General features: G+C 62.5%; 7 protein-coding genes and 1 pseudogene. All 8 read right to left on the bottom strand.

Features of this window, described 5'->3' with window-relative positions; translation table 11 throughout:
• Nucleotides 1-448, bottom strand: a pseudogene (locus ACMV8A_RS15355) (polysaccharide biosynthesis protein); the annotation flags it as partial.
• Between the two features lie 36 nt (nucleotides 449-484).
• Nucleotides 485-1,051 carry a sugar transferase gene (locus ACMV8A_RS15350; protein WP_495326761.1) on the bottom strand — a complete coding sequence of 189 codons (567 nt, stop codon included), beginning with the start codon at nucleotides 1,049-1,051 and terminating at the stop codon, nucleotides 485-487.
• Between the two features lie 102 nt (nucleotides 1,052-1,153).
• Nucleotides 1,154-2,119 carry a UDP-glucose 4-epimerase family protein gene (locus ACMV8A_RS15345; RefSeq protein ID WP_495326760.1) on the bottom strand — a complete coding sequence of 322 codons (966 nt, stop codon included), beginning with the start codon at nucleotides 2,117-2,119 and terminating at the stop codon, nucleotides 1,154-1,156.
• Nucleotides 2,116-2,859, bottom strand: coding sequence for a glycosyltransferase family 2 protein (locus ACMV8A_RS15340; RefSeq protein ID WP_495326759.1), 744 nt, complete (start codon nucleotides 2,857-2,859; stop codon nucleotides 2,116-2,118). Before ACMV8A_RS15340 ends, ACMV8A_RS15345 begins: the two co-directional genes overlap by 4 nt.
• A gap of 150 nt (nucleotides 2,860-3,009) precedes the next feature.
• A complete protein-coding gene (locus ACMV8A_RS15335) occupies nucleotides 3,010-4,194 on the bottom strand; it encodes a hypothetical protein (protein ID WP_495326758.1) in 1,185 nt (394 codons plus the stop codon).
• Nucleotides 4,195-4,449: 255 nt separating this feature from the next.
• Nucleotides 4,450-5,652, bottom strand: coding sequence for an adenylyl-sulfate kinase (locus ACMV8A_RS15330; protein ID WP_495326757.1), 1,203 nt, complete (start codon nucleotides 5,650-5,652; stop codon nucleotides 4,450-4,452).
• Nucleotides 5,649-6,803 (bottom strand): CDP-glycerol glycerophosphotransferase family protein, encoded by a 1,155-nt coding sequence (locus ACMV8A_RS15325; protein ID WP_495326756.1) that lies wholly within the window; start codon nucleotides 6,801-6,803, stop codon nucleotides 5,649-5,651. The genes ACMV8A_RS15330 and ACMV8A_RS15325 overlap by 4 nt, the downstream gene beginning before the upstream one ends.
• Before the next feature lie 100 nt (nucleotides 6,804-6,903).
• The coding region (locus ACMV8A_RS15320; protein WP_495326755.1) for a DegT/DnrJ/EryC1/StrS family aminotransferase at nucleotides 6,904-7,521 on the bottom strand (618 nt) is incomplete at its 5' end.

Genomic DNA, 7,521 nt, shown 5'->3' with positions numbered 1-7,521 from the left:
TGCCCACGGCACGCAGGTCGCCGTAAAGACGATGCTCCCGCCACATGCGCCAAGTGACCCGACCCCCGCCCATGAGTACCAGCAACAGAATTGGATAGAGCACCAGCACCGAGCGGGGCACGACCGGGCCGCTCATACGGTCAAACGCCACAAGAACGACCAGCGCCAACGTAGACAGCGCGACCGCTTTCAATACACGCTTCAGGTCAGGCAGGCTGGCGAAGACCCACATGCCACGGTACAGCCCGGCATGCCAGCAGGCCATGCCATGTGTCAGCGCCAAAAGCGCCAACCCCAAACCAATTTTCGGGAAATATTCCGAAGGGATCAAAAAGTTGAAGCGCAGCATGTAAGCGCCGACCACAGCGACCGCCATCGCAAGCATATCGAACACGACGACAGCAAACGATCGGGCTGAAATTGGCAGCGACAACAGCTTATTGGGCATTGAGGAACTGACAGCGAACGTGAATCCAAGCCGTGATCATAACTTGTCCCTGGGCTTAACCGCCGCATCACCTCCACCTTTACCTAATACCGTCTGTACAAGGTAACGCAGGTAATGGCGTAGGCTCATGGTGCGAATCATTTGTGCGTCGGTCTGCGCGAGTCGTTCAGGGGTCGACATATCGATACCACTCACCTGGGCTAGACCAGTAATCCCCGGGCGCACCGCAAACACGGCAAGCTGCTCACGGGCCTCGATTAGCTTAGTCTGGGTCGGCAGGCAGGGGCGGGGGCCCACCAGACTCATCTCACCCTTGAGCACATTCCACAGTTGGGGCAACTCATCGAGCTTGGTGCGTCGTAAGAAACGTCCCAAGGGGGTTATCGCGCTCGCATCGGCCAAGTGCGAAGCCACATGCGCAGTATCTGGCCGCATGGTACGAAACTTTACCAGAACAAAAGGCTTCTGGTAGCGACCCACGCGCTGCTGCAAAAGCAACGGCGAGCGGGTGTCCAGCCACCCCAGCAATGTAATCAACAATAGCACCGGGGCACCCAGCACCAGGCCGAACACCGACAGCACCACATCCAGCGATCGCGTCATACGTACCTTATTCGTCAGCGGCGATTGACCTCGGGCGTTTTAGCCACCACCTTAGGCGTCAAGGCCAGATACCAAGTCTATCAATCGGCATGGCATCTTGCGTCACGGAGCATTATCCAGGCGCGCCATCTCGCACAACTGCTGGCCCATCGACACCGGGGGTGTCCAACCCAGAAGGTCGCGGGCATGGGATGCGTCCACCTGCAAATATCCGAATAAACGGTCGGCTACGGCGGTTTTGCCCAGTAGGCGGGCGGCACCGCGCATCAGACCCGCCGGCACCGGTAGCAAGCGTGCCGGCACATCGTAGGCATGGGCCACCCGGCGCAGCAGCTCGGTGGTGGACACGTCGTCCCAGTCCGATACCAGGAACGTCTGGTTGGCGGCCTGCGGCGAGCGCGCGGGGCTGGCGCATAAGGCGATCAAGTCCACCAGGTTGTCGAGCGCCACCAGTGATCGGCGGTTGCGCACTGCGCCCAGCGGCAACGGCATCCCTTTGCGCACCCACTGCACCATGCGCGCAAAATTGCCCTTGACGCCGGGGCCGTACACCAGCGGCGGACGGATGACTACCACCTCCATGCCTGTGTCGCGGGCCACCTGCCACAGCGCCTGCTCGGCCTCGTGCTTGGACAAGCCGTAGTCGTCCTGCGGCGCGGGCGCATCGGCTGGGGTAAATGGCTTCCCCGGCTGGGTAACCTCGCCATTGACCTTGACGGAACTGATGAACACGAACCGCCTGACCCCTGCCTGCGCGGCCTGCCGGGCCAGGTTTTCGGTGCCCTGCACATTGACCCGGCGGTACTCGGCCAAGGGGTTGGACAAGCGCTCGTGCATCACATGGGCTCGGGCGGCGAGATGGACCACCACGCTTGCCCCATCAAGGCCTGGCCATGGCATGGCGGCTTCGGCCAAGTCGCCCACCACCACCGGCGTCACACCTGCGGGTAAACCGCTTGGCGGCACAGCTCGCACCGCTGCCCATACCTGCGTATCGGCTTGTTGCAGCATGCGCGTGCAGAGCGCTTGGCCTATAAAGCCGGAGGCACCAGTGATGAACACCTTCAAACAGCACCACCTTTGGGCAACCGCCCCCAGTGCTTCCAAAAGTACCGCGCCATACTGGCGGCGTGCCACTTCATGAACTGCATGTTCTTGCGGCTGGCCCTTTGCGCATCGTGAAACACCTGCACCTGTGGGCAGACCATGACTGGGCGGCCCGCCTTCCACAGGCGGGTGCAAATGTCCACATCTTCGTAGTAGAGGAAGAACTTTTCGTCAAAGCCGCCGATGGCTTTAAAGTCCTCGGCACGGAAGAGCATGAACATGCCGGCCACCCAGTCCACAGGCGTTGGCCCTTGGGTGGGCTGCAGCGCATAACGCCCATCGTGGCCACCTATCAGCTTGGTAGCCAACTGCCTAAGCGTTGGGAAACGTCGGGCGCTGTCCTCCGGGCTGCCCGCACTGTTCACCACGGCAGGGGCGAGCACAGACGCACCGCTGGCGTTTAGAGCAGCCAGCAAAGCTGGGAAGGGGTTGACAGGCAACTCAATGTCGGGGTTGAGCACACAAAAATATGGCGCAGTTGAATGTGCAAAAGCGGCGTTGTGGTTAGCACCAAAGCCTTTGGGGGTTGCGTTATGAATAAGCAAAACCCTATCTGTCGCATCCACTCCATCAGTGTCAGCGATATTGCGCGTCAAGATGGTTCGACTAACCTCCGGAAAAGATTGAAGCACAGCCACAAGCTTGCCCACCATTTTGCCATGCCCGTGACTTACTAGAGAAATATCAATTACTGGAAGCATGCATGAACAGTCCATGGAAAAATCCCATTAATCGTGGCTTTCCTGGGCTTGCAGCCGATAGGATGTAAGCCAAGGGGAAGGCGACACATTAGGGTGGCGTTGATGGTTGAGCCATTGTCGCCATGCAGCACAGTATGAGCGAGCGCTAGTTCAGGCCAGGGAGGCCCGCAGGCGCCGCGCCCAGCGGCGCACCCAGCGGCTAACCAACCCGGCGATCGACACCTGGCGCGCGCGCCGCAGGGCCTGGGCCAGCAGGTCGGGCCGGTGCACATGTGGCGACGGTGGCAGCTCGCCGGCCTGGTCGTCGCCCATCAGCGCCGCGTGCATGGCCGCCGGTGTGTGGAAGCGCTCGTAGTGCGCCAACGCCTGGCGGCCGCGCGCCTGCAGGTCGCTGCGGCTGGCCGCCTGCACGAAGGCGACCAGCTCCTGTGGCTGAGACCACACGCAGCTTCCTGGGGGCAGCATGTCCATGGCGCTCAGGAAACGCGAGCCGTTGTGGTCATGCGTCGCCGTGGGGATGCCCGCGGACATCACCTCGACCAGCGTGCGCGCCCCCGCATAAGGGAACGACGACAGGTACAGGTCCACCCCCAGCTCGCGCACCGCGCCGCTGATGCTGGGCACGAACGGGATGTAGCGCAGTCGCGTCCGGCCCACGCCGTGGCGGGCCAGCGCACGCTGCATGCGCCAGCGGTAGGCCCGGCTGAGCAGGCCAATGTGCACGTGGGTGCCCCCGGTGGCGGCCAGCAGCTGCGCCACCACGTCGGCGTAGGCCGGCCAGTAGGCATGCTCGATCTTGTTGGCGCCGGCAGCGGTACAGGTCACCAGAGGGCCAGTACGGTCGGCAGTCAGCGCCGTATCGGGTGCGGGTGGCACCGCCATCGGCAGGTAGCGGTTGTCAGACAAGTGCAATACCTCGCGGCAGTTGTGAAACCCCATCGCGTGCGGGTCATAGTGCTCGCCGAAGGTCAGCATCACACCCAGGCACAGATGGTGGTCGCCATGGTGCAGGTACTTAAGCACATACCCCTGGTCTGGCTGCACAGCGGCCACGGCCACGCTGTCGGCATGGTGATTCACCAGCCAGACGGTCGAAGGCGCCAGCGACCGTAACCGGCTCTGCAGCCAGGTGAGCTTGACGAAACGGTTCCCACGCGGCGCCTTCTCGAAGCGCAGGGGCTCGATACCACTGAACAGGTGGGCGAGCGCGTCAAGATGAGTGGGCCCCACCACGCCGGTCAGCAGCACCGTGGCACCCTGCCCCGTGTGCCGCGCGATGTCGGCCAGTACGGCCGTGTGGCCACCCGAGCGCTGCAGCATACTGGCGATGAACACTGGTGGCCCGCCCGGCGTTACCGCCGGCGCCGGACCCAGCCGGGCCAGCGAGGCGGCCCCGATCGCCTGGCAGGCGGCATCGAGATCCGCGTCCGCAAAGATCTCGGCTGTGTTCAGCGGCTCGCAGAAAACGTCGTCGACAACACACTCTATGGTCGCGAGGGCTCCTGCAAGGTCACCGGAATCAATTAACCGGCGGATCGTCTCGCGGGGATCCGTGGCTACTGTCGGATCAGGCCGCATCGTACTCACGCGTCAGCCGACCTTCTTCGCCATAACCCGGCCCACGGTCGGATCATCGTCACCGTGCTTGGCCAGCCCGCTGCGCTCAAGGCGAAAATCGATCGAAAATCCATAGGTCTCCAAGCGATCACAGAATTCGTCGAAGTTAATGAAACGGCGGTAATGATTGGTGAAGCGCTCGTTGGATCCGACGATCTCGCCTTTCTGCATCAGAGGGTCCTTGTCGGTCCTGAACTCTAGAAAAATCCGGCCGCCCGGAGCCAGTAGTCTTGCGGCGCACTTTAGCGCGCGCACCTCATCCTCGATAGGCATCGCGTGCATCACAAAACGACCATAGACGACGTCGACCGAATCCGGAAGCCCTGGGATGTCGTCACCGAAGTTTCCCTCAAGGAAGTCTAGGCTGAGGATGCCCTCGTCGCTGGTCCGCTGCCGGTTCGCCTGGATCACCACCGCCGACTGGTCGATGGCGGTAACCTTATGCTTTTTGGAGAAATAGAACGAGTCACGTCCGTTGCCACAGCCAAACTCAAGCACCCGTGAATGGTTGTCAAAGAAGTTCTCATGGCAGAAGATCGCGAATGACGATGGGTTGATCGGAGCCCGTCGCTTCTCGTAGTAGGCGTTCCAGTAGCCGGCCCGGCCTTGTCCATCCGCGGGGGCAGGCGCCGGCGCCGCCTGGGACTCCTGACCCTGGAGGTACTTCTGCAGGATCGCGGCGGCGGCTGCCTCGGGGGTCACGTTGCCGAAATTCTTGATGACGATGTCGGGGTGCTGTGGCTCCTCGAGCCCCGCCGTGAGGTGCACCGCGTCACCGGGCTTGGTGGCGGCCCGGTAGATGCCCTTGGGATCGCGCTCGGCCCGCACCTCGTGGGGCACGTCCAGGTAGACCTCGAAGTAGCGGCGGTTGGCTGCGCGGTTCTCCGCGCGCACCGACTCGAACATGGCGATCGTGGCGATCACCACGGTGACGCCGTCGCCGCAGATCTTCCTGCACAGGCGCGAGTACACGTAGGCCAGCTTCTTGCGAGCTTCCAGGTCGTGGCCGAAGGCTTCTCCCAGGATGCTCCGCAGGTCGTCGCCGTCCAGCAACACGACGGGCAGCCCCGAAGCGCGCAGCCGCTCGGCGATGATCTTGGCGACAGTCGTCTTGCCAGCACCGGAGTAGCCGGTTACCCAAATCAGCCCGGGTTCCTGTTGAGTCTTCTCTGTCATGCGCTGGGCCTTCCTTGGGTCATCACGTCGTCGATGCGTTGCAGGTAGTCGGCGAGCCTGGCGGAACCGCCGCCTCGCTGGCCACCGAAATAGGTACCAAACAGTTCGTCCACACACTGTCGGTTACGGTCCAAAAACTCGTCTGAGGCGAGCAGGTCGGGAAGCGTTGCGAGATCATGCGCGCCCAGCACCGGCAAGCGCTTCTTCAGATCGAGCACCGTCGAGTCGGCGTTCATTGGCATCTCGTCGCCTCCCGGGACATCGAGAAAGATCAGACTCTTGCCCACGAAGATCGCGGAGAACGGGGTCCCCCCGTAGTCGGCGAACACCACATCGGCGACGCGGTACAACTCGTTCATGTTCCGCGTGGCATTACGGTCAATCCGGAAACCTAAGCGCTCAAGCTGCGCGATGAAGTCAGGCTCCTGAATGAAGGACAGGGGATGCGGCCGGACGATGACGTTGAAGCGATCGAATAGCGCAGCGAAAGGCTGCGCGAATATGGGAATCGAGGAGCCGCTGCCGCCTAGGGTGGGCATCCACAGCAGGGTCTTGCGTCCCTCGACGAGTCCAAAATCCTTTCTGACCTGCGACACGTCGAGCCCCGGCTCGAAGAACGCGTCGTAGCGGGGGTAGCCCATGATGAAGGTCTTGCCGTGGAACCGCTGTGAGACGATCCGTTCGTCATTGACGCCGTGACATAGGAACAGGTCATAGATCTCGTTCCAGGGCTGCAAGCTCCATGCGTCGCTCAAATCAGCACCATACATGTAGCGAATCTGCTTGTCGCCGATCTGCAGTGGCAGGTAGGTGTCTATCGCCACCTCGAATCGCCAGGCAATCGGTCCACCAAGTGCTAATTGCAAACGGTTGCGGCGCTTCTTATCGATGTCCTCGGACGTGATCGGTTGACGCTTGGGCGTGTATCCCGAGATGACGTGGTTAGTCACGACATAGGGAAACTGGATGCCTAGGCTCACGATGTCCCGCACGTGGTGCAGTTCGTAGCCCTCGCGCCGTACATGCGTCATGAAGGAACCGACACCATGCTTCTCTGCCCCTGCCTCGTCGAGGTAGAAGTGCTCAGTCAGCACGATGGCGAACCGCTCTCTGCCCAGCGCCTTCCATACGCCCGCGTAGTGGTCGAGCATCGCCGGCTCGTGCACCAAGAATGCGAACTGCTTGACGGATCTGAACTTGTCCAGAAGGGCTACGACGGGTACCTCCAGGTACTTTGCAAGGTGCCTCATATCAATGCGGTCCGGCAAAGAACTCCCGCACAGCCCCAACCACCTGGTCCACCTCGGCATCGGTCATATCGGGCGACATCGGCAGGCTCAGCACCTCGCCGGCCAGGCGAGTCGCCAGCGGTAGGTCGCGGCTGGCGAATTCAGGATAGCAGGGCTGAAGGTGCGGCGGCTTGGGATAGTGGATGACGGTGCCAATGCCGCGCTGCTCCAGGTGGGCGCGCAGCGCCTCGCGCTGGGGCGTGGCGACCACGTAAAGGTGCCACACCGGCAGTGCCCACGACGCGACGGTGGGCAGGCGCAGGCCGTCGAGGCCCTGCAGGCCCTGGTCATACAGACCGGCCAGGTGCCGGCGCTGCTCGTTCCAGCCCTCGAGCACGCGCAGCTTCTCGCGCAGGAAGGCGGCCTGCAGCTCGTCGAGCCGCGAGTTGACGCCGGCCTGCTCGTGCTCATACTTCACCCGCGAGCCGTAGTTGCGCAGCATGCGCACGCGGTCGGCTACTGCGTCATCGTTGGTCAGCACCGCACCGGCATCGCCCAGTGCGCCCAGGTTCTTGCCCGGGTAAAAGCTGGTACCGGCTGAGTGACCCAGGCCGCCTGCTAGCCGCCCCTTGTAGCGGGC

It is taken from the genome of Sulfurivermis sp., assembly GCF_059410345.1.
This window is presented reverse-complemented; position numbering and strand designations above follow the sequence as displayed.